This is a genomic window from Sphingobium xanthum, assembly GCF_019737615.1.
Lineage (GTDB): Bacteria > Pseudomonadota > Alphaproteobacteria > Sphingomonadales > Sphingomonadaceae > Sphingobium > Sphingobium xanthum.
Map to the genome: position 1 here is coordinate 1 of NZ_JAHKKS010000010.1, position 25,576 is coordinate 25,576.

22 protein-coding genes are annotated in these 25,576 nt (G+C 65.1%); 10 read left to right on the plus strand and 12 right to left on the minus strand.

The features are described from left to right. Positions 1–348 precede the first annotated feature (348 nt). Together KM135_RS15375 and KM135_RS15380 are read left to right on the plus strand one after the other, a co-directional pair. A complete protein-coding gene (locus KM135_RS15375) occupies positions 349–1,617 on the plus strand; it encodes an MFS transporter (protein WP_221714919.1) in 1,269 nt (422 codons plus the stop codon). 75 nt (positions 1,618–1,692) lie between these two features. Continuing rightward, positions 1,693–3,093 carry an aldehyde dehydrogenase gene (locus KM135_RS15380; protein WP_221714920.1) on the plus strand — a complete coding sequence of 467 codons (1,401 nt, stop codon included), beginning with the start codon at positions 1,693–1,695 and terminating at the stop codon, positions 3,091–3,093. Between the two features lie 174 nt (positions 3,094–3,267). Here KM135_RS15380 and KM135_RS15385 read toward each other — a convergent pair whose 3' ends face one another. Next, positions 3,268–4,122 (minus strand): helix-turn-helix domain-containing protein, encoded by an 855-nt coding sequence (locus KM135_RS15385; RefSeq protein WP_221714921.1) that lies wholly within the window; start codon positions 4,120–4,122, stop codon positions 3,268–3,270. A 70-nt stretch (positions 4,123–4,192) separates the two neighbouring features. On the opposite strand from KM135_RS15385, the gene pobA reads away from it, so the two are divergent. Next, complete coding sequence (gene pobA / locus KM135_RS15390) at positions 4,193–5,377, plus strand: 4-hydroxybenzoate 3-monooxygenase (RefSeq protein WP_221714922.1); 1,185 nt, start codon at positions 4,193–4,195, stop codon at positions 5,375–5,377. Here pobA and KM135_RS15395 read toward each other — a convergent pair. Then, positions 5,374–6,390 carry a sensor histidine kinase gene (locus KM135_RS15395; protein WP_221714923.1) on the minus strand — a complete coding sequence of 339 codons (1,017 nt, stop codon included), beginning with the start codon at positions 6,388–6,390 and terminating at the stop codon, positions 5,374–5,376. The genes pobA and KM135_RS15395 overlap by 4 nt on opposite strands. 242 nt (positions 6,391–6,632) lie before the next feature. Next, on the minus strand, positions 6,633–10,253 hold the full coding sequence (gene putA, locus KM135_RS15400) for a trifunctional transcriptional regulator/proline dehydrogenase/L-glutamate gamma-semialdehyde dehydrogenase (RefSeq protein ID WP_221714924.1): 3,621 nt from the start codon (positions 10,251–10,253) through the stop codon (positions 6,633–6,635). A gap of 97 nt (positions 10,254–10,350) precedes the next feature. On the opposite strand from putA, the gene KM135_RS15405 reads away from it, so the two are divergent. From KM135_RS15405 to KM135_RS15415, 3 genes are all read left to right on the plus strand, one after another. After that, complete coding sequence (locus tag KM135_RS15405) at positions 10,351–10,827, plus strand: Lrp/AsnC family transcriptional regulator (RefSeq protein ID WP_221714925.1); 477 nt, start codon at positions 10,351–10,353, stop codon at positions 10,825–10,827. A gap of 211 nt (positions 10,828–11,038) precedes the next feature. After that, a complete protein-coding gene (locus KM135_RS15410; RefSeq protein WP_343228211.1) occupies positions 11,039–12,100 on the plus strand; it encodes a DUF47 family protein in 1,062 nt (353 codons plus the stop codon). An 11-nt stretch (positions 12,101–12,111) separates the two neighbouring features. Beyond that, entirely contained in the window at positions 12,112–13,125 is a 1,014-nt protein-coding gene (locus tag KM135_RS15415; protein WP_221714927.1) for an inorganic phosphate transporter, read from the plus strand. A 62-nt stretch (positions 13,126–13,187) separates the two neighbouring features. Here KM135_RS15415 and KM135_RS15420 read toward each other — a convergent pair whose 3' ends face one another. The 4 genes from KM135_RS15420 to KM135_RS15435 form a co-directional block, all read right to left on the minus strand. Further along, positions 13,188–13,940 carry a sulfite exporter TauE/SafE family protein gene (locus KM135_RS15420; protein ID WP_221714928.1) on the minus strand — a complete coding sequence of 251 codons (753 nt, stop codon included), beginning with the start codon at positions 13,938–13,940 and terminating at the stop codon, positions 13,188–13,190. A gap of 41 nt (positions 13,941–13,981) precedes the next feature. Further along, positions 13,982–14,377: an endonuclease domain-containing protein gene (locus KM135_RS15425; protein ID WP_221714929.1), complete on the minus strand. Its 396-nt coding sequence runs from the start codon at positions 14,375–14,377 to the stop codon at positions 13,982–13,984. Positions 14,378–14,456: 79 nt separating this feature from the next. Further along, positions 14,457–15,200 carry an SDR family NAD(P)-dependent oxidoreductase gene (locus KM135_RS15430; protein WP_221714930.1) on the minus strand — a complete coding sequence of 248 codons (744 nt, stop codon included), beginning with the start codon at positions 15,198–15,200 and terminating at the stop codon, positions 14,457–14,459. Between the two features lie 64 nt (positions 15,201–15,264). After that, a complete protein-coding gene (locus KM135_RS15435; RefSeq protein ID WP_221715070.1) occupies positions 15,265–15,447 on the minus strand; it encodes a hypothetical protein in 183 nt (60 codons plus the stop codon). 28 nt (positions 15,448–15,475) lie between these two features. On the opposite strand from KM135_RS15435, the gene KM135_RS15440 reads away from it, so the two are divergent. Then, on the plus strand, positions 15,476–15,673 hold the full coding sequence (locus KM135_RS15440; RefSeq protein ID WP_221714931.1) for a hypothetical protein: 198 nt from the start codon (positions 15,476–15,478) through the stop codon (positions 15,671–15,673). After that, entirely contained in the window at positions 15,670–17,310 is a 1,641-nt protein-coding gene (locus tag KM135_RS15445) for an alpha-amylase family glycosyl hydrolase (RefSeq protein WP_221714932.1), read from the plus strand. The genes KM135_RS15440 and KM135_RS15445 overlap by 4 nt, the downstream gene beginning before the upstream one ends. A gap of 124 nt (positions 17,311–17,434) precedes the next feature. Here KM135_RS15445 and KM135_RS15450 read toward each other — a convergent pair whose 3' ends face one another. Further along, a complete protein-coding gene (locus KM135_RS15450; protein WP_221714933.1) occupies positions 17,435–18,184 on the minus strand; it encodes a glutathione S-transferase family protein in 750 nt (249 codons plus the stop codon). Between the two features lie 87 nt (positions 18,185–18,271). Between KM135_RS15450 and KM135_RS15455 the strand changes: the two genes are divergently transcribed. Continuing rightward, on the plus strand, positions 18,272–19,129 hold the full coding sequence (locus tag KM135_RS15455) for an SDR family NAD(P)-dependent oxidoreductase (protein ID WP_221714934.1): 858 nt from the start codon (positions 18,272–18,274) through the stop codon (positions 19,127–19,129). 4 nt (positions 19,130–19,133) lie between these two features. Here the strand turns inward: KM135_RS15455 and KM135_RS15460 are convergent, their stop codons facing one another. From KM135_RS15460 to KM135_RS15470, 3 genes are read right to left on the minus strand one after another with little or no spacing between them, the layout of a single operon-like run. After that, the gene (locus tag KM135_RS15460; protein ID WP_221714935.1) at positions 19,134–20,504 is read right to left on the minus strand and encodes an MFS transporter; all 1,371 of its coding nucleotides are present in this window, start codon (positions 20,502–20,504) and stop codon (positions 19,134–19,136) included. Positions 20,505–20,506: 2 nt separating this feature from the next. After that, complete coding sequence (locus tag KM135_RS15465; RefSeq protein ID WP_221714936.1) at positions 20,507–21,418, minus strand: TauD/TfdA dioxygenase family protein; 912 nt, start codon at positions 21,416–21,418, stop codon at positions 20,507–20,509. Positions 21,419–21,477: 59 nt separating this feature from the next. After that, entirely contained in the window at positions 21,478–21,810 is a 333-nt protein-coding gene (locus tag KM135_RS15470) for a hypothetical protein (protein WP_221714937.1), read from the minus strand. A gap of 333 nt (positions 21,811–22,143) precedes the next feature. On the opposite strand from KM135_RS15470, the gene KM135_RS15475 reads away from it, so the two are divergent. Beyond that, positions 22,144–23,619: an aldehyde dehydrogenase gene (locus KM135_RS15475; protein WP_221714938.1), complete on the plus strand. Its 1,476-nt coding sequence runs from the start codon at positions 22,144–22,146 to the stop codon at positions 23,617–23,619. Between the two features lie 489 nt (positions 23,620–24,108). On the opposite strand, the gene KM135_RS15480 is transcribed toward KM135_RS15475, so the two are convergent. Beyond that, the gene (locus KM135_RS15480; RefSeq protein ID WP_221714939.1) at positions 24,109–25,458 is read right to left on the minus strand and encodes an aldehyde dehydrogenase family protein; all 1,350 of its coding nucleotides are present in this window, start codon (positions 25,456–25,458) and stop codon (positions 24,109–24,111) included. Between the last annotated feature and the right edge of the window lie 118 nt (positions 25,459–25,576).

Consider the following 25,576-nt stretch of genomic DNA (forward strand, 5'->3'; position numbering starts at 1 on the left):
AGCATGAGGCGGCCGCCGCGATCATGCGCGCGATCGAGACGGTCCTCGCCGAGCCGAAGCTGCGCACCGCCGACCTCAAAGGCTCGGCCGGCACGGTCGAATGCGGCAAGGCGGTCGCCGACGCGCTTTCCTGATCACCCCTCCCTTTTAAGGGAGGGGCAGGGGGTGGGTATCGCGCAGCGATCGGCGCGACGCTCTATTCCCCACCCCAACCCCTCCCCTGAAGGGGAGGGGTTAGAGAGTATGCTTATTTCCCCTCCAAATCAGTAGCCTTATACAACTTAGCTCGCTATCAGTGCGCGCGGAGAGAAGGGTCGGCGCCTCGTCGCGCCGGGGATTTGACCGTGAATGACTAATCTGAGGCGGGTCGATTTCGGCCTTCTCTACCTGCTCCAGATGCTGGGCCATATCAGCGTTACGATGGTGTTCAGCCTGCTGCCGTCCGTGGGGCGAACGGCGGGCATTCCCGACGTGGCGATCGTCATGACGCAGGCGCTCTCTGCGACGGCCTGGATGATCTTCGGCGGGTTCTGGGCCCGGCTCGCGCAGCGGCGCGGGCGCAAGCATGTCATCCTGATCGGGGCGGTCGGCCTGTTCTTCGCCTGCCTGCTCACCGGCGCGTCGATCTGGATCGCGGTCGAGCATCTCGTCGCGCCGATTGCGGGCCTCATCATCATGATGGTCGGGCGCAGCCTCAATGGCGGCGTCGGCCTCGCCAGCACGCCCGCGAGTCAGGCCTATATCATCGAGCGCATCCCGCGCGAGCGGCGCGCGGTGATGCTGGCCTCGCTTGCCTCGGCGCAGGCCTTCGGCACGGTGATCGGCCCGGCGCTCGCGCCGTTCCTGATCCATGTGCCGGGCATCGGCCTTGCCGGGCCGATGCTGCTCGTCTCGGCGATCGTGATGCTGCTGTTCCCGTTCCTGTTCCTGCTGCCGAGCGACAGCCCGACAGCGACCGCGCAGCCGGATCGTCCCGCCGCCGTTGCCGGAAAGACCGAGCCCATCTGGCGCATGCCGGCGATGCGGGCATTCCTGATCTACTCGACCGTGATCGCGACTGCTGTGCTCGGCACGGTCCAGTCGGTCGGCTTCCTCATCATCGACGTGATCCGTACCTCGCCCGATGCCGCTCAGCCCTGGATCGGCCGCGCCATTGCCGGCGGCGCGGTGGCGACCCTGCTGGTGCAGCTTGTCCTCATCCCGCGCCTCAAGCCCACGCCGCGCAGGATGATGATCGTCGGGCCGCTGTTCGCCATGGCCGGCCTGTCGCTCCTCGCCATCCATCCGAGCTATGGCGTGATCGTGGCGGGCATCATCATCGCGAATACCGGTTTCGCGATTGCGCGGCCGGGGGTCGCGGTGGCCTCGTCCTTCGTCGTGCCGATGGAGCGCCAGACCGAAGTGGCGGCGGCGCTGATGAGCACGGCGTCGATCGCGACGATCTTCGGGCCGGTGCTGGCGGTTTCGCTCTACACGGTCTGGCGGCCGCTGCCGTTCATCGTGCTGATCCTCATGCTGGCGAGTGCTTTCGTCATCGCGATCCGGCATCGGCGCGACGAATCCACCGAGCCGGTTAGTGACGGCCTCGTCGCCGAGGAAACGGCGCCGCTCACCTGAGCAGCAAGTATCTGGACTCGATGCCTGTGGCGTTGCATGTCGTCTCCGTTTTTCAGACCAAGCAGGAGAGATGCCATGGAGTTCACCCGTCTTAATCCGATGACCGGCGCGGTGGCGTCGAGCGCTGCGGCGATGAAGGCATCGGACATTCCGGCGGTTGCGGCCAAGGCCGGTGCGGCGTTCCCAGCCTGGGCGGCGATGGGCCCCAATGCGCGCCGCGCGGTCCTGATGAAGGCGGCTGTGGCGCTGGAGTCCAAGAAGGATGACTTCGTCGCGGCGATGATGGGCGAGATCGGCGCGACCGCCGGCTGGGCCATGTTCAACCTTGGCCTCGCCGCCAGCATGATCCGCGAGGCCGCCGCGCTCACCACGCAGATCGCGGGCGAGGTCATCCCGTCCGACAAGCCCGGCTGCCTCTCCATGGCGCTGCGCGAGCCGGTCGGCGTCATCCTTGGCATTGCGCCGTGGAATGCACCGATCATCCTGGGCGTGCGCGCCATCGCCGTGCCGCTCGCCTGCGGCAACAGCGTGATCCTGAAGGCCAGCGAGACCTGCCCGCGCACCCATGGGCTGATCATCGAGGCGTTTGCCGAAGCGGGCTTCCCCGAAGGCGTGGTCAATGTCGTGACCAATGCGCCGGCCGATGCCGGTGATGTCGTCGGCGCGCTGATCGATGCCAAGGAAGTGAAGCGCATCAACTTCACCGGCTCGACTGCGGTCGGCAAGATCATCGCCAAGCGCGCCGCCGAGCATCTGAAGCCCTGCCTGCTCGAACTGGGCGGCAAGGCGCCGCTCATCATCCTGGAGGATGCCGATCTCGACGAGGCTGTGAAGGCCGCCGCGTTCGGCGCGTTCATGAACCAGGGGCAGATCTGCATGTCGACCGAGCGGATCATCGTGGTCGAGGCGATCGCGGATGCGTTCGTCGAGAAGTTCGGTGCCAAGGTCAGGTCCATGCCGGTGGGCGATCCGGTCGCGGGCACGACGCCGCTCGGCGCCGTGGTCGATGCCAAGACCGTGGCGCATTGCTACAGCCTGGTCGAGGACGCGATTTCCAAGGGCGCGGTCGCGCTGACCGGTGGCGAGACGACGCAGAACGTCCTCATGCCAGCCCACGTCATCGACAAGGTGACGACCGACATGAAGCTGTTCCGCGACGAGAGCTTCGGCCCGGTGGTCGGCATCATCCGCGCGCGCGACACCGAGCATGCGATCGAATTGGCCAACGACACCGAATATGGCCTCTCCGCCTCGGTGTTCACCAAGGACATCGCCAAGGGGTTGCAGGTCGCGCGCCGCATCGAGAGCGGCATGTGCCACATCAACGGCCCGACCGTGCATGACGAAGCGCAGATGCCGTTCGGCGGCATGAAAGGATCCGGCTATGGCCGGTTCGGCGGCAAGGCCGGTATCGACAGCTTCACCGAGCTGCGCTGGATCACGGTCGAGACGCTGCCAGGGCACTTCCCGATCTGAGCGATTGCCTCTTCCCCTTGAGGGAGGGGACTCATCATCCTTACTGTTCCCCGGCGAAGGCCGGGGTCCAGCCCTCTACAACAGACGCACGCGCTAGCGTGCCTTCGGCGCTTCGCGCCGATTCTGGACCCCGGCCTTCGCCGGGGAACAGGTAGTGAGAGGCGTTCAACCCCCCTAGTTCCCCCGCTTCTCCTCGCTCGGCCGTCTGCCGGTATTCTGCAGGTAGAAGCGCGAGAAATAGGACGGGTCCTCGAAGCCCAGCTCTGCCGCGATATTGCCGCAACTCGCGTTGGACGAGCGCAGCATCCGCCGTGCTTCGAGCGACAATCGCCGGCTGATCACGCGCAGCGGCGACATACTGAAGGCCTCTTCCGTCTGGCGGGAGAGTGTCCGCACCGTGCAACCCAGTTGCTCGGCATACCAGCGCAGCGGTTTGTGCGCGCGATAGTTGGTCTCGACCAGCGAGAGGAAGCGTTGCGGGATCGGCGCGGGTGTGAGTGCGGCGCACACATGCGGGCGCGTGGCGAGCCTCATCCAGGCTTCGGCGAGGCTGCGGTGCAGCCGGTGTCCATCCGGATCGAACCGGTCCTGCTCAGCCGCCAGCAATTGCCGCCCCACCTGCAACAGTGCGCGTGCGTCCTCCGGCGAGGGCTTGTGAAAGGTCGATTCCCGCATCCGCCGACGCAGCACATCCGTTCGACCCAGGCTTTCGAGAAAATCGACCGAGACCGTCACGATGAAGCCCAGGACCCTCGGCGAGAAGCGAAACCCATGCGCTGCGCCGGGAGACACGAGCACAAGCATGGGACCGGACAAGGAGAGACGAGCCGGGCCGAACCGCACCTCGACATCGCCGCGCGCGACGAACAGGATTTGCCCGAGCGCCGTATGGAGATGTTCCGAAATTTCCCAATTGTACCGCTCGCTGCGTGCCGCGATCGTCTCGCAATGGAAGAAATCTTCGGCCGAAAATACCTGATTATCTCCGTAGAGTGCATATTCCGGAATAGAGTCTTCGTTTTGCATCATGTCCGGATAATACCAGAGAGTGTCCGAACCGTCCCTTCCAAAATCGTCAGCGTTGCGGGACAAGTCGGGCATGAGCGAGAGAGAGGATAAGACGCAGGTCTGCATCGTGGGCGCCGGTCCCGCCGGGCTGCTGCTGGGGCATTTGCTGCGAGCCGAAGGCATCGATTGCGTCGTGCTGGAGCGGCAATCGCCCGATTATGTGCTGGGCCGCATCCGCGCCGGCGTACTCGAGCAGGTGACCGTCGGCCTCATGGAACGACTGGGGCTCGATAGCCGGCTAAAGGCGGAAGGGCTGATCCACGATGGCTTCAATCTCGCCGACGGGGAGCGCCTGATCCGCATCGATATCGCCGATCTCACGGGCCGCCATGTCGTCGTCTACGGCCAGACCGAACTGACCCGCGACCTGATGGATGCGAGCGCCGAGCGTGGGCTGACTGTCGTCTATGAGGCGAACGACGTCGCGCTGCACGATGTCGAGAGCGACGCACCTTTCGTTACCTACGAGAAGGACGGCCAGGCGCACCGCGTGAGTGCGCGCATCGTCGTCGGCTGCGACGGCTTTCACGGTCCCAGCCGGCGGGTGATCCCGGCCGGCGTCGCGCGTGAGTATGAACGTGAATATCCGTTCGGCTGGCTCGGCATTCTGGCCGATGTGCCGCCCTGCAATCATGAGCTGATCTACGCCAATCACGAGCGCGGCTTCGCGCTCGCGTCCCAGCGCAGCGAAGTGCGCAGCCGCTATTATATCGATGTGCCGCTGACCGAGAAGCTGGAGGACTGGCCGGACGATCGCGTCTGGGACGAGCTGGCCATCCGCCTCGGCCCGGAAGCCGCAGCGAACATCACGCGCGGCCCTTCGATCGAGAAGTCGATCGCGCCGCTGCGCTCCTATGTCTTCGCGCCGATGCGCCACGGCAATCTGCTGCTCTGCGGGGACGCGGCCCATATCGTGCCGCCGACCGGTGCCAAGGGACTCAATCTCGCTGCGAGCGACGTCCATTATGCCGCCGAGGCGCTCACCGCTTTCTTCCGCCGTAATGATGCCGACGCCGTCGCCGGTTATTCCGACCGCGCGCTGGCTCGCGTCTGGAAAGCCGAGCGCTTCTCCTGGTCGCTGACTCGCCTCATGCATCGCTTCCCCGAGGATGGCCCGTTCGAGCGGGCGATGCAGGTGGCCGAACTGGACTATATCGCGTCGAGCCGCGCCGCGCAGACCAGCATAGCCGAGAATTATGTCGGCCTGCCGGTCTAGCCGCCGCTGACGAGGTCGAGCCGCCGTCCGGTGCCGGGCAGGGTCACTTCATGCGTGCCCCCGGCCTGCGCCGCGAGCGCCTGGAACAGCGCGGCGCCGAGGCCGCTGCTGCGCCCGTCCGTGCGCTCGCTCCGGCCATTGGCATCGCCGACGCCATTGTCCGCGACGGTCAGCCGCCAACCGCCATGTTCCGGCCTGAGCGTCACGCTGATCGTGCCGGCCTCGCCTTCCGGAAAGGCATATTTGGCGCAATTGGTCAGCGCCTCGTTGACATAGAGGCCGATCGCCACCGCCTTCTTGCTCGGCAGCGCCATGGCCGCGATATCGCTCTCGATGTTCACCTCGCCGTCGAACAGCGCGTCCGAGACGCGGTCCAATAGCCGCGCGAGATAGGACTTCATGTCCACCTGCGTCCCCTCGGGCGAGGTCGTGTCGAACTGGGAGTAAGCGTCGGCAAAGGTGTGAACCCGGCTCACCGCCTGATCGAGCGCCTTCCTGACCTCGGGCGAGGTCGATTGGCGACGCTGGAACTCGAGCAGGCTGGCGACCAGCGAGAAATTGTTGCGTGTGCGATGCTCAAGCTCGCGCAGCAGCACTTCGCAACGCTCGATCTCACGGTCGCGTGCGCCGGCATGGCGGGCCACGGTGCCGCGGAAAGTCTCGGCCAGGAACAGCAGGATGGCACCAATCGCCAGCGCCAGCACTGCACGCGCACTCGGCGTCGTTTCTTGAAAGTTGAGCGCCTCGGCGTTCGGCGCAACGAGATACCACATGGCTCCGACACTCGCGAACAGCGCGACCAGGCCTGCCTGCCAGTGCCCGTAAAGTGTCGCGATGAGCACGGCGGGAAAAATGAAGATGAAGGGACCGGAGAGCGCCAGCCATTGCCGGATGATCATAAGGAAACCTAGCATCGCGCCGGTGCAAGCCAGCCCGAAAGCGATCTGCGCAGCGAGACGGGTCGCCGGACTCGCGAACCGGCGCGTCACATCGAACTGGGCCAGCCGATACATGAGCCCTCCGCCCGGGCGGCCTGCCCCCGGCCGCTCAGTCGCTTATGCGAAGGCAGCCGGTTTCCACCACTGGGAAGGCGACGCTAACAAGCCGGAGTTGACTAGTCCAACTTGAAAGCATTCGGATCGTCAACTCAGGCGTCAATTGCGGCAGGACGAGTGGCAGCACTGATCGAAACCACACAAAAGATACTGAACTCATGCCAGCTTCACTTGCGCGGTTCGTTCGTCGATGGGGTACTTCAGGCAATCGTCATGAGACTTGCATTGCCGCCGGATGCCGTCGTGTTGATTGAGGTTGCGACTTCTTCGATCAGCCAGTCAAGCCGATAGGCGGGGCCATCGGCGCAATCGGCCGGGGATGCGCCCTGCACAAGCAACACCGGGCCGGGCCGCGCCGCGATGTCCTGCAGAGCGGCGAGCAGGCGATCGGGCGTCGCTTCGACCAGCGCGCCACCGAGCGGCGTGTCGTGTGCCGGGGCAAAACGGGCGGTCACGCTGGCCGGTAGATCGGCAGGGAGCGCCATGCCCTTGATCCGGCCCTGATTGCCTGCCGCAAGCGTAGCGGCGATCTGCTGATAGAGGCCGGCCGGGCTGTGCGGCATCAGCAGGATCGTTCCGCGTGCGTGCAGCGCATAGAGATTGCGCTCGCCGACCGGGCCGGGGAGTTCACGCTCCATGCCGAGCGGGGAGCGGACGGCATAAGCCCGCGCAGTCGCAGCGGCGCTCGTCTCGCCCTTGCGATCCAGCCAGGCGATGAAATCGCTGAGGCCGGGGTCCGGGCGTCCCTGCGCGGCCGGCAGCGGATGCACGTCACCTTGCACCAGCCGACCGAGATAGAGTGGCCCGCCGGCCTTGGGACCAGTGCCCGAAAGGCCCCGTCCGCCAAATGGCTGGACGCCGACGACCGCGCCGATAATGTTGCGATTGACGTAGTGATTGCCAGCGCGGACCCGGCTGGTGACGCGCGCGATCGTCTCCTCCAGCCGCGTGTGCAGGCCGAAGGTGAGGCCATAGCCGGTCGCGTTGATCGCATCGATCAGTCGGTCGAGATCGGCCCGGCGATAGCGGATGACATGCAGCACCGGGCCGAACACTTCGCGGCTCAGGTCCGCGATGCTGTCCAGCTCGACGATCGTCGGCGGCACGAAAGTGCCGTACGCGGTCTCCTCGCCGAGCGGGAGCTGCTCCACCTTGCGACCCTTGGCGCGCATCGCCGCGATATGCGCCTCGATCGTCTCCTTCGCCTCGGCGGTGATGACCGGCCCCACATCGACTGCGATGCTGTCCGTCCGCCCCACGCGCAATTCGCGCAGGGCGCCCTTCAGCATCGTCAGCGTCCGGTCGCCAATGTCTTCCTGCAAGCAAAGGATGCGTAGTGCCGAGCAGCGCTGGCCCGCGCTGTCGAAGGCCGAGGCGATGACGTCTGCCACCACCTGCTCGGGCAGGGCGGAGCTGTCGACGATCATCGCATTTTGCCCGCCCGTCTCGGCGATCAGCGGGATCGGCTTGCCGCTCGCGGAGAGGCGCCCGGCTAGCTGCGCCTGAATGAGCCGCGCCACTTCGGTCGAGCCGGTGAACATGACGCCCGCCGTCTCGCTCGCGCCAACCAGCGCCGCGCCCACGGCGCCATCACCGGTGATGATTTGCAGGGCATCGGCCGGAATGCCCGCTTCATGCAGGATGCGAACGCCCTGCGCAGCGATCAGCGGCGTTTCCTCAGCGGGCTTGGCCAGCACGGCATTGCCCGCGACCAGCGCCGTAGCGATCTGCCCGGTGAAGATGGCCAGTGGGAAATTCCACGGCGAGATGCAGACGACCGGTCCGAGCGGGACGGCCTGCGCAAGCGTGCCTCGCGCCTGCGCCGCATAATAGCGCAGGAAGTCGATCGCCTCGCGCACTTCGGAAATGGCGTTGGGCGCGGACTTGCCCGCCTCGCGCATGATGAGGCCGAGCAGCACCGGCAGCCGCACCTGCAGCAGATCGGCGGCGCGATCGAGGCAGGCCGCGCGCTCGGCGACCGGAACGGCACTCCATGTCGAGGCGGCGGCGCGTGCGACGGCAGCCGTCGCATCTTCCGGGGCCATCTCCGTGACCGTGCCGACCACGTCGCGATGATCCGCCGGATTCAGGATGGGCCGGGTCGCGCCCGCGCCGCTTTCCGGCGCTGCCGTCCAGTCCGTCGCCGCGCTCTCGCGCAGCGCCGCGCTCAGCGCAGCCAGTCCATCCTCGTTACTGAGATCGAGCCCGGCTGAGTTGCGCCGATCGGGATAGAGATTGGCGGGCAGGGCGATCTGGTCGTGCTTCGCGCCCGGCACCGGCATGGCGGCGACCTGCATCACCGGATCGGCAATCAGTTCCTCGACCGAGACGCGCGGATCGGCAATGCGATTCACGAAGCTCGAATTCGCCCCGTTCTCCAGCAGGCGTCGCACCAGATAGGCAAGCAAGGTCTCATGCGTGCCGACCGGCGCATAAATCCGGCAAGGCCGCCCGAGATTGTCCGGGCCGACGACCTCTTCGTACAGCGGCTCACCCATGCCGTGCAGGCACTGAAACTCATAGTCGCCATGCGTGAAAGCGGCGCCGGCCATCTCGTAGATCGTCGCCAGCGTCTGCGCATTGTGGGTTGCGAACTGCGGGAACACCGCATCCTTCGCCGCCAGCAGCCTCGCCGCGCAGGCGGCATAGGCGACATCGGTGTGGATCTTGCGCGTATAGACAGGGAAGTCGGGCAGGCCATCGACCTGAGCGCGCTTGATCTCCGCATCCCAATAGGCGCCCTTGACCAGCCGGATCATGATCCGCCGCCCGGCGCGCCGCGCAAGGTCGATCACCCAGTCGATGACGAAGGGGCAGCGCTTGCCATAGGCCTGCACCACGAAGCCGAGGCCGTTCCAGCCGACGAGCGCCGGGTCGAGCGCGAGGCTCTCCAGCAGGTCGAGCGAGAGCTCCAGCCGGTCGGCTTCCTCCGCGTCGATGTTGAAGCCGATGTCGTAGCGCTTGGCGAGCGCGGCCAGCGCCGCCACGCGCGGCAGCAGCTCGCCCATCACACGGTCGGTCTGGCTCCGGGCATGGCGCGGATGCAGGGCCGAGAGCTTGATCGAGATGCCGTTACCGGCATAGGGGCCGCGGTCCTTGGCGGCCTTGCCGATCGCGTGGATGGCGGTCTCATAGGAGTCATAATAGCGCGCGGCGTCATGGGCGGTCGCGGCGGCTTCGCCCAGCATGTCGAAGCTGTAGGTGAAGCCTTTTTCCTCTTCGCGCCGGGCGCGCTTCAGAGCCTCGTCGATCGTCTCGCCGGTCACGAACTGCTCGCCCATCATGCGCATGGCGAGATCGACACCGCGCCGCACCACCGGTTCGCCCGCGCGCGCCAGCAGGCGGGTCAGCGCCGAAGCGAGGCTGCCGTCATGCACCGGCTCGACCAGCTTGCCCGTCACGATCAGCCCCCAGGTCGCGGCATTGACGAACAGCGAGCGCCCGCCGCCCAGATGCGACGCCCAGTCACCCGGCACGATCTTGTCGCGGATCAGCGCGTCGCGCGTCGCCGTGTCGGGGATGCGCAACAGCGCTTCGGCGAGGCACATCAGCGCCACGCCTTCCTGGCTCGAAAGCGCATATTCCTGGACGAGTCCCTCGACCCCCGTCCCCTTGTGCTTGGCGCGCAGCCGGTTGATCAGCATGCGCGCCGTTTCCTGCGCCGAGGCCCGCATGGCCGCAGGCAAGGTCGCGGCAGGGAGCAGGGCGGCGATGCACTCCGGCTCGGGGCGGCGATAGGCGGCGGTGATCGCCCGGCGCAGCGAGGACTGCTCGGCGATGGGCGGGGCGAAAGCGGCGAAGGGAGCGGGGAGATCGGCCATGGCCAATCCTACTGCAAATCTCATGGTCGATCAGACTTATGGTAGAACATATACTAGGTAATTTGCCTTTGAATAGGCGAGATGATAGTCGAAATGCATGTCTGATCCGGTAATGTCAGTCGAACTGGATGTCTTCGATCGCAAGATCGTCGATGCGCTCGTGCATGATGGCCGCATGACCGTCACCGATCTGGCCGCCAGGGTCGGCCTCTCCAAGACGCCGTGCCAGATGCGCCTCAAGCGTCTCGTCGAAAGCGGCGTCATCGCCGGCTTCCGCGCCATCGTCGATCCGCGCAAGCTTGGCATGGATCATGTCGCCTTCACCGAGGTGAAACTCTCCGACACCCGCGAGAAAGCGCTCGGTGAATTCAATGCCGCCGTCCGCCGCATTCCGGAAGTCGAGGAGTGCCATATGATCGCGAGCAGCTTCGACTATCTGCTGAAGGTCCGCACGCCCGATATCCGCCGCTACCGCACCGTGCTCGGCGAGAAGATCTCGACACTTCCCCATGTGGCCAGCACGTCCACCTATGTTGCCATGGAAACGGTTCTGGATGTCGCGAGCCGGAAATAGGGCGTTCGCGCTCGCACGTCGGACGGGAACGTCGCTTCTGTCCGGCCGTTATCCACAAATTATCGCGGATTGCTGCGCTTCGCGATTGCAACTGTCATGAAAGTGTAACATTCCGCCGCGGAGCGATTGCTCTTGGGGGAGACTGCCGATCCGACAAATTGCTGCCTTGCCGTACCGGAGCGATAGCGACGCCTCAGACGCACCGATCCGGATCATGCTGATCACCTCGCGCGAGACGAAGCGCTGGGTGATCCCCAAGGGCAATGCAGCGGCCGGCGCCGATCCGCATCGCGCGGCGGCGGAAGAAGCGGAAGAGGAAGCGGGCGTGATCGGCGCGGTTTGCCCGACGCCGCTCGGTTCCTATCGCTATCGCAAGCGGCGCGGCAACGGCGCGTCTTTGATGGTCGATGTCGAGGTGTTTCCGCTCGCGGTCAGCCGCGAACTGGCGCAGTGGAAGGAAAGCCGCGAGCGCGAGCGGCGCTGGTTCACGCTGGCCGAGGCGGCCGACGCGGTCGAGGAAAGCGACCTGCGCGATCTCATCCGCTCCTTCGCCAGCTCGCAATTCAAGGTCGCGGCCCGGCGGGAGAATATCCTGGAAGCCGTCGCCCAGAAATCGGGGATAAGCAGAATGTTCGGTTGGTTTCAGCGCCTGCTGCCCAAGCAGGGAAATTTCTTCGACCTGTTCGAGGCGCATGCGAAGACGATCGTGGCCGGCGCGGACGCACTCAGCCGCTTGCTGCATGACGGCGAGCATCGCGAGGATCATATCCGCGAAGTGGTCGAGCGCGAGAATGACGCCGACGAGATCATCCGCGAGATATTGCGCGAAGTCCGCCAGACCTTCCTGACGCCGTTCGATCGCAGCGCGATCATCAGCCTCATCGGCTCGATGGACGATTCCATCGACGAGATGAATGCCGCCGTCGCCGCGATCGATCTCTACGACGTCACCACATTCGAGCAGGAAATGCGCGACATGGCGGCGATCATCGTTGATTCGACGCGCGTCCTGTCGGAGGCGATGCCGTTGCTGCGCGACGTCGGCCGCAACAGCAAGCGGCTGCATGAGCTCACCGAGCGGCTGGTGCGCATGGAAGGCCATGCCGACCATATCCACCGGGCCGGCCTCAAAAATGCCTATCGCAATGTCGGGCAGACCGATCCCATGGGCTTCATCGTGCGCCGCGAGATCTTCAATCATCTCGAGCGGATCGTCGATGCGATCGAGGATGTTGCGAACGAGATTGACGGTATCGTCATCGAGCACGCCTGAGCCCTGCCCGGATGCACGAGCTCGCCTTTCCGCTGCTGATCGCGCTCATCGTGATCGCGCTGGCGTTCGACTTTCTGAATGGCCTGCATGACGCCGCCAATTCCATCGCGACGGTGGTGGCGACGCGCCTGCTGGGGCCGGTGACGGCCGTGCTGTTCGCAGCCTTCTTCAACTTCGCGGCCTATTTCTTGACGCTTGCCTTCCCGGCGCTGCACAAGGTCGCCGAAACGGTCGGGGCAGGCCTCATCGACAAGGAACTGGTGACCCCGGCAGTCATCTTCGGCGCGCTTATCGGTGCCATGTTCTGGAATGTCGTGACCTGGCTCAAGGGCATTCCGTCCTCGAGCAGCCACGCGCTGGTTGGCGGCCTCATCGGCTCGGGCGTCGCGCATGCGGGCATGACCGGCATCGAGTGGAGCGGGCTCAACAAGACGCTGATTGCCATCGTCCTCTCGCCTACGCTCGGCATGCTGCTCTCGATGCTCATCATGCTGGTCACCAGCTGGCTGTTCAGCCGCACGAACGCGCGCATGGCGGACCGCACGTTCAAGTTCCTGCACCTGCTCTCCTCCGCCGCCTATTCGGTCAGCCACGGCCTCAACGACGCGCAGAAGACGATGGGCATCATCACCGTGCTGCTCTATTCGACCGGTTATCTGCAGGGCGAGTTCCATGTGCCGCACTGGGTCGCCATCGCCTGCTACATCGCCATCGCGCTCGGCACGATGACCGGCGGCTGGAAGATCATCGAGACCATGGGGTCGCGCATCACCAAGCTCTCACAGCATCAGGGCTTCAGCGCCTCGATGGGCGGATCGGTCATCGTCTTCTCGGCCTCGTTGCTCGGCATTCCGGTCTCGACGACGCACACGATCACCGGCTGCGTGATCGGCGCGGGCGTCGCGCGCCGGGCCTCGGCGGTGCGCTGGGGCGTGGCGCAGAGCGTCGTCACCGCCTGGGTCATCACCATCCCCGCATCGGCTGCGGTAGGCGCCCTTTTCTATGCCCTGACCCGGCTGTTCTGAGCCGCCACATTCGCCGCAAAGCGTGGGGGCGCCGCGCCATCCCTTCCCCGGGCGAGAAGCCCTCAGAAGATCGCGTCGGTCGCCAGCTTGACCCCGAGCAGCACCATCAGCACGTAGATCAGGGTATAGAAGCGCTCGGGATCGACCTTGCGCACCAGCTTCACGCCCGCAAAGGTCGAGAGCAGGGCGATCGGGACGAGGATGGCGGTCGCAGTCAGATTGGGTCGGGTGAACTGCCCGAGCGCGGCATAGGCCGGCACTTTGAGCCAGTTCATGATCGCGAAGGACACGGCCGAGGTGCCGATCAGGATGTCGCGCGGAAGTCGGCGCGGCAGCACCCACATCTGAAAGGGCGGGGCGCCGGCATGCGCGATCTGGCTGGTGAAGCCGGAGGCGACGCCGAACAGCATGCCGACCCAGCCGGGCGAGTCCGACGGCAGCGCGATCGATTTGCCGCGCTCCAGCCAGAGCCGGTGCAGACCGAAGATGATGGAGATGAGGCCCAGTGCCCCCAGCACGGCATTGGCGGAAACCTGCGCTGCGAACAGATACCCCACAACCACGCCGATCGCCATGCCGGGCACCATGATCATCAGCACATAACGGTCGAGATTGTGGCGGAAGGCCCAGACGCTGACCGCGTCCTGCACGATCAGGATCGGCAGGAAGATGGCGGCCGCGCGCACCGGATCGATGGCGAGCGCAAGGATCGGCATCGACAGCGCACCCAGGCCGGAAAAACCGCCCTTGCCGAGCCCGGACAGCACGACCGCGATGAACGCGCAGACATAGTAGGTGATGTCGATATGCGGCACGTATCAGCCTCCCTGATCGCGCCTTAGGGCTGGATGGCGAATTAGGCCAGTCTTCTCCCCTCCCTGGAAGGGAGGGGCCGGGGGTGGGTGCCACCGAGGCACTCGGCGGTCTTCGCAAGGATTGTATCGACAACACCATCGAGATTATCGACGACCTCGCTGTTCCAGAAACGGACGACGGTCCATCCTTGAGTGGCGAGAAAGCTCGTCCGACGCTCATCATAATCCTGAGCTTCCAGATGTTGCGAGCCGTCAAATTCCACAGCCAGCTTCGCTGACCGGCAAGCAAGATCAACGATATAAGGCCCAATAGCGAGCTGCCGAGTGAATCGCGGTCGATAGCGGGAAATCCGTTGCCAAACTCTACGCTCGGCCTCGGTTTGCCCATTGCGCAAGCTTCTAGCTCTCATGGTGAGATCGGGCGGAATGCGGTGCATGTCTGAAACCTGGCGAGCCGCGCGACGCGCGGCTACCCACCCCCGACCCCTCCCTGAAAGGGAGGGGAGATAGAGCCCCCTAAAGCTCGACACATCCCCCATCGACGTACAGGTCGATGCCGGTAATGAAGCTCGCCTCGTCCGACGCCAGGAACAGCACCGGCCGCGCGATTTCCGCCGGTGTGCCCATCCGCTTCATCGGCACCGCATCGGTCATGAGGTCGCGCAGGCCCGCCACGCCTTCCGGCGGCAGGCCGCTGCGGTTGATGATCGGCGTCTCGGTCGGCCCCGGGCTGACCATGTTGACGCGAATGCCCTGTCCGATCAGCTCGACCGCCAGCGTCCGCGCTACCGCGCGCAGACCCGCCTTGGCCGCAGCGTAGATCACATTGCCCGGCACCGCCGCGACCGATCCGATCGAGCCGGTGATGACGATCGATCCGCCCTTGGCCATCAGCGGCAGCGCCTTCTGCACCGCGAAGAAACAACCGCGCAGATTGACGTCGTGGATCTCGTCCCATTGCTCCGCGGTCACATCCGGCACCGGCACGAAGGCCCCGACGCCCGCATTGACGAACAGCACGTCGATCCGCCCATGCGCATCCCCGATCGCCGTAAGCACATCGGCATTGCTCTCGATGTCCGCGATGTCGGCGCGAAATCCTTGCGCGCCCGGAATGGCGGCCACGGTCTCGTCGATCGTCTTCTGCGAGCGGCCGGTGAGGCACACATGCGCGCCCTCCGCCGCGAATGCCTCCGCCGACGCGCGGCCGATGCCGCTATTGCCGCCGATCACGAGCACCACCTTGTCCTTGAACCGCATCCCTCTCTCCTGTGCGATGACTTTGTCTGGTCCTTAGAGAGGCGAACCGGATTCGCAAAGCCGCTCACTCCAGCGGCCGCAGGCTCCGCATCCCCTTGGTCCGGCTGGTCAGGTGATAGTCGCGGCAGAGTTCGCAGCGATAGGGGCGCAGCGGCACGTCCGCCGCAAGCGCGACGGCGCGCGCATCGCGCTCCGTGCGATAGCGCCGCTTGCGCGCACATATGCCGGGCTTGGTCCGTATCGCCATTTTGCCTCTGTCCTACAGCAAAGTCGCGATGGCATCCTCCTTCAAGACTCGCCTGACCGGAGAGATCGAAAAGAAAAAATATGCTCCGACCCCCGAACTTTCCGAACTTTCGAAAGAAAATTACGTGCAGCCGACCGACCCGAACGCACATCTGAGGCGCTTGTCGCCGCCTGTCGCCGCTTGCCGCATTGCACCGCGTCCTCTTCTATGCAGTCTGAGCGCATGACCGAGCAAAAGCCTTCCAGCCTCCCCATCAGCCAGCGCGATCCCGCCAGCCTGCCCTGGTGGCTCGGCGCCGTCATCTACCAGATCTATCCGCGCAGCTTCGCGGACTCGAACGGCGACGGCATCGGCGATCTGCCGGGCATCACGGCGCATCTCGACTATGTCGCCAGCCTCGGCGTGGACGCGATCTGGCTCTCGCCTTTCTTCACCTCGCCGATGCGCGATTTCGGCTATGACGTGTCGGACTATTGCGATGTCGATCCGATCTTCGGCACGCAGGCCGATTTCGATGCGCTGGTCGCGAAGGCGCATGCGCTCGGTCTCAGGATCATCGTCGATCAGGTCTATGCGCATACCTCGGACCAGCATCCCTGGTTCGTATCGAGCCGCAACGATCCCGATGGCCCGCATGGCGACTGGTATCTCTGGCACGATCCCAAGCCCGAGGGCTCGCCGCCGTCCAATTGGCAGAGCGTGTTCGGCGGTCCGGCCTGGACATGGGACGGGCGCCGCCGCCAATATTATTGCCACAATTTCCTGAAGGAGCAGCCGCAGCTCGCCGGGCACAATCCGGCCGTGCAGCAGGCTCTGCTCGATGCCGCGCGCTTCTGGCTGGAGCGCGGCGTGGACGGCTTCCGGCTCGATGCGCTCAACTTCCTGATGCAGGACAAGGGGCTGCGCGATAATCCGCCTCAGCCCCCCTCAGACCAGCCGCGCACCCGGCCGTTCGACTATCAGCGGCGGCTCCATAATCAGGGTCATCGCGACATCCCGAAGTTCATAGAGCGGATCAGCGCGCTGGTCGCGGATTATGGCGCCTTCACCGTGGCGGAGATCGGCGGCGAGGATTCGCTGCGCGAGATGAAGCTCTACACCAAGGGCGAGACGCGGCTGAACACCAGCTATGGCTTCGATTTCCTCTATGCGCCCGCGCTGACGCCCGCCGCGATCGCGGCGGCGATCGGCCAGTGGTCGGATCGCCCCGGCACCGGCTGGCCGAGCTGGGCATTCGAAAATCACGATGCGCCGCGTGCCATTTCCCGCTGGCTGCCACAAGAGACGGACGAGGCGACGCGCATCTGCTTCGCGGCGATGAAGATGCTGCTGCTGCTCTGCCTGCGCGGCAACATCTTCCTGTATCAGGGCGAGGAGCTGGGGCTGACGCAGGTCGAGATCGCCTTCGAGGATCTGCAGGACCCGGAGGCGATCGCCAACTGGCCGCTCACGCTCTCGCGCGACGGCGCCCGCACGCCGATGCCTTGGCAGGGCAAGGCCATGTATGGTGGCTTTTCGAGCTTCAAGCCCTGGCTGCCGCTTGGTCCGGATCACGCCGCCATCGCCGTGGACGTGCAGGAAAAGGATTTCGGCTCGCTGCTCCACCTGACGCGCGCGCTCCTGGCCTTCCGCAAGGCACATCCGGCGATCCGCTGGGGCACCAGCCGCTTCCGTCATGTCGGCGAGAGCGTGCTGCTGTTCGAGCGCCGCTTCGGCGAGGAGCGGCTGCAATGCCTGTTCAATATGGGACCGGAGGATGCGGTCTGGCCCAAGGGCGTGCCCGCGCTGGTCGAGCCGCTGGTAAGCGTCGGCGGCGCGGGGCAGGGGAAGCTGCCCGGCTATTCAGGCTGCGTCTTGGCGTGATGCCGCGCATCCCCCTTAGTCGTCACCCCAGCGAACGCTGGGGTCTCCTCCGCGAGGGCGCGCCGCTGCCGGATGAGATCCCAGCGTTCGCTGGGATGACGAGGAGGGGGCTGACGAAATTGGGTTACGCCTCTTCCTGCGCCACGAAATTGGTATGGTTCGGCATGGCCAGCGCCGCCGCGACGCCGGGCCGCGCCCGCATCCGCGCGAGCCAGGCCATGGCATTGGGCGCGCGCTCCTCGTTCCACAAATGCGGGTGTCCGCGCGGCATGCCGTTGGCCATGGCGAAGACGGCGATATCGGCGAGCGTGAACTGGTCCGCGACCAGCCAGTCATGCCCGGTGAGGGCCGCCTCGACGCGGTCGGTCACCTCGGCGAGATTGTGTCGCCAGGTCTCCAGCTCCCGCTCGGTGAAGCCGCCGCTTGCCGCCAGCGCCCATTTGTCGCGCTTTTCCTTGAGCGGAATGCGGCCGAGGCGCTGCTCGAACTCGCCTTCGGGCAACGACTTGGCGAGGCCCGGAATGAGCGCGTGCCAAGCGAGGAAGGAGAGGGACGGGCGGAACACCTCGTCCACATATTTGGTCCAGACGCGCATCAGATGATGGTCATACAGGTCGCTCGGCTTCAGCGCGGGGCCGTCGAAGGCGTCATCGATATATTCGTTGATGATCGTGGATTCGGTAAGAACTCGTCCGTTATGAACAAGTGTTGGCACTTGCCCGGCAGGGTTGATGTTCAGATATTGCGGATCATGCTGCTCGAATTTCGTCAGATTTATATAATGGCTATTGAAAGGAACGCCTTTCTCATGGATCGCTTGCAGAACCTTCAAGCTGTTTGACGCAGGCTCTCCATGATAGAGATCGACAGACATTTCTGAAACTCCGATTGTTTATTGACAGGCGCAGCGAAACTGTGTGGAACGCCGCCTCAAAGAAAAGTTGCTGGAGGCAATAATAACATGAAGAGCGTTTCGGGCGCCGTGGCTTTTGTGACCGGCGGGGCGAGCGGCATCGGGCTCGGCATGGCGCGTGCGCTGGCCGCGGCCGGGGCCAAGGTCGCCGTGTGCGACGTCAACGATGTTCGCCTTGCCGAAGTGGGCGAGATCGCCGCGCGCGAGGGCTGGGCGGATCGCTGCCTGGCGCTGCGGCTCGATGTCACCGACCGGCCCGGCTATGCCGCCGCGCTCGACGAGACCGAGGCGAAGCTCGGCCCGCTCCAGATCATCGTCAACAATGCCGGCGTCGGCATTGCCGGTCCGGTCGACGAGGCGACGCATGCCGACTGGGACTGGGGCGTCGGCGTCAATCTGATCGGCGTCGCCAATGGCCTCGTCGCCGCGCTTCCGCGCATCAAGGCGCACGGCATGGGCGGCCATGTGGTCAACACTGCGTCCGAAGGCGGCATCATGAGCGCACGGCTGACGCGCGGCATCTACGCCCCGACCAAGGCGGCCGTCATCTCGCTCACCGAGCATCTGCGCGTCGAGCTGGAAGCCAAGAGGCTGGACATCGGCACGACGGTCGTCTGCCCCGGCCCGGTCGCGACCAACATCTCCGAGACGGAGACGATGCGCCCGGCCGAGTTTCAGGTCGATAGTCCCTTCCGCTCGCGCGACAATCCGCATGGCGCGCTGCCGGCCAATCCATCGGGCGTGAACTATTGGCTCGATCCGCTGCTGGTCGGCCGCCAGACTGTCCATGCGATCGAGACGAACAAGCTCTACGTCATCACGCACCCGGCGTTCCTCGACTCCGTGAAGGCGCGCCATGCCGGCATCGAGGCGGCGATGGCGGAGGATTATCTGCCGCGCGAGTGACCCGTCAGCCACGCGCTTCCTCGGCCTTGAGCTGGGCGATGCGGGCGGCATAGGGCTTGAGGCCGAAGATCATGATGACGATCGCGAGCGGCATCATGACCGCCGCCGATCCGGAGAGCGCATAGCGCAGGCCCGCTTCGTCGCCGACGACATATTCGGTGATCGCGGCGATGAAGCTCGGCCCGATGCCCGATCCGGCAAGGGTGAAGGTCAGCAGATACAGCGCTGTGATCTGCCCGCGCATATGGCCGGGCACGACGCTCTGAAGCGCCGCATTCTGGGTTGGCGCGCCCATCAGCGCGGCAAGGCTCGCAATGCCGGAGATGGTGACCGACACCCAAGGATTGTCGACCAGCGGATAGGCGACCATGCACGGCGTCGCGATGATCCAGCCGGTGAGCACGACGCGCAGGTTCGCATTGTCGTACTTCCTGGCGAGATACTCGGACAGGAAGGAGCCGAGGAACACGCCCGCGACACCGGTGACCAGCGAGACGATGCCGCTCACCAGCGCGACCTGCGCCGGGGACCAGCCATAGGTCCGCGTGAGGAAGGCCGGGCGCCACATGCCCGCGCCGCCGCTCTCGATGCCGCTCACCAGCAGCGCGACGAAGAGCGGCGCAAACAGGCGCCAGTTGGCCTTCATGAAGCGCAATATGCCGCCGAAGCTCTCCGCCTTGACCGGGCCGCCCTGTCGCCGCGGCTCGGGCAGCGCGTACATCATGAGCGCGAAGAACAGGCCGGGCAGGCCGATGATGAAGAACACGGCCTGCCACGGCCGCGGCGTGCCGATGATCGGGAAGTTCGGCATCTCGATCGTCTCGAGCCAGTGGATGACGAATGCGCTGAAGATCATCGCCACCGCCGTGCCAGCGACCGACCCCATGTTCAGCACGGCGATGGCGCGAGCAAGCCGCTCGCGCGGGAACATGTCGGCAATCATCGAGAAGGTCGCCGGGCCGTTCACGGACTCGCCGGCACCCACGGCCGCGCGGCAGAAGAAGAGCTGCACGAAATTGGTCGCAAGGCCGGACATGGCCGTGCTGATGCTCCAGAAGGCGACGCCGAACGCGAGGATCGTCTTGCGGCTGTAGCTGTCGACCAGCTTGGAAAGCGGCACACCGAGGCCGAGATAGAAGACCGCGAAGGCAAGACCGAGCAGCAGGCCGATCTGGCCGTCGCTCAGGCCCATGTCCTTCTTGATCGGCTCGACCAGCAGCGACAGGATCGTGAGATCGAGCTGGGCGGACATGCGCACCAGCGCGAGCACGCCCATCGCCGTCCAGGCCTGACGGGGCGACGGCCAGCTTATGCCGCTGGTCGATTCCGCTTCCTTGCCAGCTCCCGGCGTCGTCTGCGTCCCCCCGGTCGTCATGCTCAGGCGGCGCTCTCTTTCTGACGGCGGCGATATTCGTAGCTGTCGATCTCGTCGCCGCTCTCGTTGATCGTGGCGCGTCGCATGTCGCGGCGATATTGATCGGTGTCGAGCGGGGTCGCAGCGTGGAGCGCGAAGCGATTGTCCCAGATCACGATGTCGCCGACGGTCCAGTGATGGCGATGGATGAATTCGGGCTGGGTGATGATGTCGTAGATTTCCTCGACCAGCGCATGGCCTTCCTCTTCGCCCATCCCCTCGACGCCGACGCAATGGCCGCCGACGAACACCGCCTTGCGCCCGTCGCCCGAGACGCGGACCAGCGGATGGTGCACCGGCGGCATCGGCATATTGGCCTTCATCTCGTCGGTGACTTCCAGCCCGGCATATTTGCGGCCCATCCAGAAATCGTGGATGCCCATCTTGCCGTCGATCCTGTCCTTGAGCGCTTGCGGCAACGCGGCATAGCCGGCGCGCAGATCGACGAAGAGCGTATCGCCGCCGATCTCGGGCGGCGGGCACTCGACGCCGCGCAGCATCGACCATTTGCTCGGCAGCGGATTGAACGAGCTGTCGGCATGGAAGCGCTCGGCGCCCTTGGCGACATTCTGGCTGGCGGGCGTAAGCGGCTTGATATTGCCTTCCAGGTCCAGATTGCCGGCGAAGAACAGCTCCGGCGCCATCCGGCCGCGCGGGCGCGTGCCATAGCCGGGGGGCAATTCCAGCGGGCCGAACAGGCGAGCGAAGCGGATATGCTCCTCGTCCGTGATCGGCCCCTGCCGCACCACGCAGACGCCATGCCTGTCCATCGCGTCCTGGACGGTCTGGCGCAGATCCTCGGTCGGTTCGGCCGTGAGGTCGGCGCCGACGATCTCGCCGAAGAAGAGGGGATGCAGTTGGTTAACGGTAATCATGGGGTCTCCTCTCCGCGTGGTCCCGCCGCATCGGCTCTGCGGGTAATCACCGAAGCGCCTCATGTTGCCGGATTTGACTTATCCATATGCACGTCTGAACCGCCAGCGACATGCAAGTCAAGATCGTTGTGAAATCCAACAATTGCATTCTCCGCTAATTTTTGACGAGTTGTCCCGAGCGGCTTCGCAACGCAGGAAAGCAGGACAGGACGACCACGCACATCCAGGCCCCCCCATGCGATCGAGGCCAATAACTTCGGGTTGCTCCGCGACAGCATCGGGCCGGCGATCCGCCTGCTACGCAACCTCTTGTCATCGCGCATTGTGGCGGCGTTCGAACCGTTCGGGCTGCGATCGGGCACATTCTCGACCATGGCGCTGATCGCGGCCAATCCGGGCCGCCTTGTCGCCGCAGGAGGTCAAGCAACGCATCCTGCTCACGCGCCGGGCGGTCGATGCGCTGACGGCGGTGGAGCCGCGCTGAGCGACCGTTTTTTGGCTCGTCGCGTGTGCGCAAGGTCCAGAGTTCCGCAATCGCCATTGCTGTGCTTTATTTATCATGTTAAACGCTTCCGCGTTGATCGTTTGCGCTTGCGACTCCCGTGGCGATGCTTACATGCAAACGGTCTAATCCCCGGCTTCGCCGCACGCGGAGCCATTCTGAGCAGCGACAGGTTGATGCGGATGATCGTGTGGCCTGCGCGGAAATCTTGAGGAGAGTGAGCATGGCCCAGAACCCCGATGGCGTTTTCGTGAAGAATCCGGACAAGGTCTGGATCAACGGCGAATGGCGCGCCCCGCATAGCGGCCGCATGATCGAGCTCGTCTCGCCCAACACGGAGCAGGTCGTCGGCGCTGTCGCCGAGGCCGACGAGGCGGACATGGACGCTGCCGTCGCCGCCGCCCGCGAAGCCTTTGATCGTGGCGCGTGGCCGCGCAAGAGCGTCGCCGAGCGCAACGAGATCATGAAGAAGATCAGCGCCCACCTGCGCACCCGCGAGCCTGAACTGGCCAAGGCCTGGACCGCGCAGATGGGCGGCCTCGCCGTGATGGCGCCCGGTATCGTCGCCGGCGGCACCGGCCAGTTCGACATGGTCCGCGAAGTTGGCGTCAACTACGACTATGTGAAGACGTATGACACCGAGGCGGCCGGCAAGGCCTATCTCGTCTCCGAGCCGGTCGGCGTCGTTGCCGCCATCGCGCCCTGGAATGCGCCTTATGGCCTGATGGCGAGCAAGGTCGCCAATGCGCTGATCACCGGCTGCACGGTCATCATGAAGCCGTCGCCGGAAACGCCGCTCGAAGCCTATATCATCGCTGAGGCTTGCGAAGCCGCGGGCGTGCCCGCCGGTGCCGTCAATCTGGTCTGCGGTCACCGCGAAGCGGCCGACCACATGGTCAACAACCACGGCGTCGACAAGGTGAGCTTCACCGGCTCGACCGCCGCCGGCAAGCGCATCGCCACCGTCATGGGCGAGCGCATCGGCCGCTACACGCTGGAGCTGGGCGGCAAGTCCGCGGCGATCGTGCGCGACGACTTCACCGCCGAGCAGACCGCCAAGCTGATGGCTGGCACGATCACCCTGCTCTCCGGCCAGGTCTGCGCGATGCTGACCCGTCTCATTGTGCCCAAGGCGCGCCATGACGAGATCACCGATGCGCTGGCCGCCGAGTTCAAGAAGATCCAGATCGGCTATTCGGACGATCCGTCGACCCAGCTCGGCCCGCTCGCGATGAAGCGCCAGCTCGAGCGCGTCGAGATGTACATCGAGGAAGGCAAGAAGACCGCCGACCTCGTCACCGGCGGCAATCGCCCGACGCATCTCAACCAGGGCTATTTCATCGAGCCGACGATCTTCGCCAATGTCGACAACAAGTCGCGCATTGCCCAGGAAGAGATTTTCGGCCCCGTACTCTCGATCATCCCGGTCGAGGACGAGGAGCATGCGATCGCCGTGGCGAACGACAGCAACTATGGCCTCTCCGGCTCGGTGCTGACCAACGATCCGCAAAAGGCCTATGACGTCGCTCGCCGCGTGCGCACCGGCGGCATCGCGCAGAACGGCCTCAAGGTCGATTGGGCGCTGCCGTTCGGCGGCTACAAGCAGTCTGGCGTTGGCCGCGAAGGCGGTGTGCCGGGTCTCTCGGCCTATCTCGAGACCAAGGTCATGCTCATGGACGAGCCGGTCAACGCGCATTGATCGATCGCGCGCGCTGCTGAGCGCTCGACAGGAACGGACGGCGTCGGGGCGGAAAGGCTCCGGCGCCGTCGTCGTTTCGGCGCGCGCGCGGGACTCGGGCTTGGTGAGCCTGTTTTGGCGCTTTGGCGGCTAACTTCGCCCTGTTTGCATGGAAAGGCGCAGATTCTGCCCGTTGCATTGGCGTAGAACTGGCGGATTTCCGTCGGTTTTGGGCGTAACTTCCGTAACTTCGCACGTATGACGCATGGTGGATGCGCGAAAGTCCGGCTCGGGGTGAGCGAGGTTGTTGAATTTTCGGGATTTTTGACGGGGTCAAAGAGCAGGATCGGCGCTGGACCGGCTGAGCTTATGGCATGATGCGGGGTTTGTAGGACAGCAATGCTTGATCTGCGGGGTCCAGCCCCACCCCAACCCCTCCCCTGAAGGGGAGGGGCTAGTGACGAGAGTCCGTCAAGTCCAAGATCGGACTACGCCGAGCACCGCTCGACTTTACTGATGCAGATAGATCGCGCGCTCGTGGCTGAAGGCCTTGAAGCCGAAATAGCCGTGATAGCTGCCCATGCCGCTGCCGTTGACACCGCCGAAGGGGAGACGGTTTTCCAGATAGTGGGAGAACACGCCGTTGACGGTGACGCCGCCCGACGAGGTGCGGTCCAGCACCTTCTGGACATTGGCTTCGTCCGGGCTGAACACATAGAGCGCCAGCGGCTTGTCGCGCGCTTCGATATAGCCGATCGCCTGATCGAGCGTATCGTAGGTCATCACCGGGAGCAGCGGCGCGAAAATCTCTTCCTGCAGAATCTTCATCTGCGGGGTGACGTCGGTCAGCAGGGTCGGGTGGACGGTGAGGTCCGCTTCCTCGAAGGTGCCGCCCACGGCGACCGTCGCGCCTTGCGCCACGGCATCGTCGAACAGGCCCTTCACGCGGTTGAAATTGCCCTTGTTGACGACCTGCGCGATGCTCTCCTTCTTGAGCGCGCCGTCATCGCCATAGAGATTGTTCTGGACGTTGGTCTTGAAGGATTCGACGAGCGCGTCCTTCTGGTCTTCCTTCACGAAGACATAGTCGGGACAAATGCAGGCCTGGCCGCCGTTGAACTGCTTGGCGCCGGCGAGCGCCGCGCCGATCGCGCCGACGTCCGCGCCGTCATCGATGATGACCGGCGACTTGCCGCCCAGCTCGAGCGTCACGGAGGCCAGATGCTTGGCGGCGGCGGCCATCACGATCTTGCCGACGCGGGTGCTGCCGGTGAAGAAGATGTGGTTGAAGGGCAGTTCGAGCAGGGCCTCGGCGACGCTCACATCGCCTTCGAACACGGCGACTTCGTTCTCCGGGAACACCTCGCCGATGATCTGGGCGGCGACGCGCGCGGTGGCGGGACAGAGATCGGTGAGCTTCACGATGCAGCAATTGCCGGCGGCGACGGCCGCGGCGACCGGACCGAGCGTGAGGCCGAGCGGGAAATTCCACGGGCCGAGGACGAGGCAGACGCCGCGCGCTTCATAGACGATGCGGGCCTTGTCGTTGGGGTTCTTGGAAGGCGTGACCTCGGTCGGCGCCATCCAGTCCTCGAGGCTGTCGATGTTGAGCTGGATGTTGCCGACGATGTTCAGCACCTCGGTCACGCGGATCTCGCCCTCGGGCTTGCGCGTATCTTCCAGCACGGCCTTCACGATGTCGTCGGCATGTGCCTCGACAGCGGCCTTCAGCTTGGCCAGCTTTGCCTTGCGCTCGGCGGCGCCAGTGGCTTTGACGTTCCACTGATTCTCCTGCTGCGCGGCGAAGACGCGGGCGATGTCCTTGGAGAGGTCGGCGGCAGTTTGCGTGGAGCTGGTCATGGGGGATCTTCCGTCTGTGAACGAGGGGGAATAGGATGGGCCGGGCCGCGCGTCGATGGCGTTCGGGGAGTCGCTTACGGCATGGTCTTGTCTCCGTCTCTATTTCGCTCCAAAGGAC